Origin of the sequence: Bullifex sp., from assembly GCF_034103065.1 — a bacterium.
GTDB lineage: Bacteria > Spirochaetota > Spirochaetia > Sphaerochaetales > Sphaerochaetaceae > Bullifex.
Window position 1 is genome coordinate 1 of record NZ_JAXEGN010000130.1, and the last position, 2,610, is coordinate 2,610.

Below are 2,610 nucleotides of genomic sequence, written 5' to 3' on the forward strand. Positions count from 1 at the left end.
ACATTTAAATTAATGGATGTGTTATTAGATTTAGGAGAAAAGATAAAATTTAATGAAGGAGGCAAGATAGAAATGTGGCCAGCAGTAAAACAGATGAAAGAAGAAAGCTTTAATAATGGTGCAGATTATGGAGCATTAAAACAAACCAATAATCTAGTTAACATCCATTTACTAACTATTGAGCAAGCTGCTATGAGTTTAAATCTTACAGTAGAAGAATATCTTGCTGCTGTAAAGAACCTTAAGAAATAATAAATGAAGTTGTGAAGTATCCTTCTTAGGCCTCCTAGTATGGGAGGCTTATTATTATAATTATGCATAGTAAGAAAAAACAATTAATCGTATTCAGGGTCAATTGTAAATTCAAAAGTATAGTTCGGCCATTTTTCATTTAGAACTTTCAATATTTCTTCTTTATATGAACCATAGTTTGATACCTTAAAATCAACTACAACATCAAAGTGCACTAAATTCGACTCAATGTGGACATGAAATGCATGAAGAGAAATAACATGAGGTGTTTTTTCTTTTAAATACTCTAGGATATCATTTTTTAAAGCTCTAACATCTTCTCTGTAATCATTAACAGCAAAGAGACCAAATGTAAAATAAATACCTAGTTCTTCTTCAATTTCTTTAGAAGCATCGGTCATAGCATCAAAGATATTTTCTGCATGAGCACGAGTTGGTACTTCAACGTTACAAGTTCCCATACAACGTTCTGGACCATATGAATGAAGCATAATATCATAACCACCTTTTAATGGTGGATGTTTTTTGATAATAAAACGAATCTTTTCTACTGTTTCTTTGTCAGGACGTTCACCCATTAGGGCAGAATTTGTTTCTAAGAATGAGGAAATACCTGCATAAAAAATAAATAGAGAAACAATTATACCCATAACTCCATCAACTGGGAAAGTTGTAAATTTTCCAGCAATTAATGAAATGATAGTTAGTGATGTTACTAATACATCTGATAATGCATCTTTACCTGAAGTTTTTAAGGCTTCACTATCAACTTTTTTACCTGCTTTGGTATTTAAAATTGATAAAGCAATTTTTGTTAATACAGATAAAATGAGTATTATTACTGCAATTGGTGCAATGGAAACTCCAGATGGGTTTTTTAGCCTATCAATTGAACTAATAAAACAATCATAACCTGCTACAAGAATAATAATTGAAATTATCATTGCAGAAAGATATTCAGTTCTGCCATATCCAAGAGGGTGTTTTCTTGTAGGTTTCATCTTTCCCATTCTATAGCCTAATAAGGTTATTAATGATGATAGAGAGTCTGAGAGGTTATTTATCGCATCATTAGTAATAGCAACACTTTTTGTTATTGTTCCTGCGACAAATTTTAAAAATGAAAATGAGAGATTAGCAACAATACCAATAATGGCACAGGTGTTAATTACTTTTTGTCTAGATCTATCTGTTTTCATAAACAAAAATATTATGTCTACTTTTATAAAACGTCAATAGTAATAATTAAGATTAATTTCTTCTAACATAAGTAGATAATCCTAACTTAGTTTAGCTATAACTAACCTTTGTCAAAATAGTTTCTTTAGTTTATACTCCAAAACATTAGGAGCATTTTATGGACGAACTTACAATAAAAGCACTTGAATATCATGAAAGACTTCCACATGGAAAGGTAAGTGTAGTACCAACAAAGCCATGCCAAAGTGCTGAAGATCTTTCATACGCATATACACCTGGGGTTGCAAAACCAGTGTTAAAGATTGAAGAAAATAGTGATGATGCATATCGCTATACATCAAAGGGGAACCTAGTAGCAGTAATCTCAAATGGAACAGCAATATTAGGTCTTGGTGATAGAGGAGCACTAGCTTCAAAGCCAGTAATGGAAGGAAAGGGTGTTCTATTTAAGAGATTTGCAGATATCGATGTATTTGATATCGAGGTAGATGAAAAAGATCCAGATAAGTTTATAGAAATTGTAAGAGCAATTTCACCAACCTTTGGAGGAATTAACCTTGAAGATATAAAAGGTCCAGAGTGCTTCTATATTGAAGAGGAATTAATTAAACGTTGTGATATCCCAGTATTCCATGACGACCAACATGGAACAGCAATTATTGCAAGTGCAGGGTTAATAAATGCAGCAAAGGTAGTTGGAAAAGAGTTAAAGGATATGAAGGTAGTAGTAAATGGAGCAGGTGCTGCAGGACTTTCATGTGCAAAAATGTTTCTTAGCGTAGGAATTAAAAAAGAAAACTTAATTCTTCTCGATAAGGATGGAGTAATAAGGTCAGATTATCCAGGTGGAGTTAGAGAAGTTTGGAAACCTTTTATTAATGATAGTGGAATAAAGACATTAAAGGATGCAATTAAAGATGCAGATATGTTTATGGGCCTCTCTGCAAAAGGAGTATTAAAGCCAGAAATGCTACTTACTATGGCTAAAGCCCCAATAGTATTTGCAATGGCTAATCCTGATCCTGAGATTACATATGATGATGCAAAGGCTACAAGAAGTGATGTAATAATTGCAACTGGAAGAAGTGACTATCCAAATCAAATAAATAATGTATTAGGATTCCCAGCAATCTTTAGAGGTGCACTTGATGTAAGGGC

At 32.6% G+C, this 2,610-nt stretch carries 3 protein-coding genes; 2 read left to right on the forward strand and 1 reads right to left on the reverse strand.

Annotation, left to right across the window (positions count from 1 at the left end; all coding sequences use genetic code 11):
• Positions 1 to 252, forward strand: a 252-nt coding sequence (locus SOY52_RS05165) for a hypothetical protein (protein WP_320847909.1), incomplete at its 5' end; no start/stop codon positions are given.
• Positions 253 to 335: 83 nt separating this feature from the next.
• On the opposite strand, the gene SOY52_RS05170 is transcribed toward SOY52_RS05165, so the two are convergent.
• Positions 336 to 1,451, reverse strand: a complete 1,116-nt coding sequence (locus SOY52_RS05170; protein WP_320847910.1) for a cation diffusion facilitator family transporter — start codon at positions 1,449 to 1,451, stop codon at positions 336 to 338.
• A gap of 158 nt (positions 1,452 to 1,609) precedes the next feature.
• Between SOY52_RS05170 and SOY52_RS05175 the strand changes: the two genes are divergently transcribed.
• Positions 1,610 to 2,610 (forward strand): malic enzyme-like NAD(P)-binding protein (locus tag SOY52_RS05175; protein WP_320847911.1); only part of this gene is annotated, 1,001 nt, incomplete at its 3' end.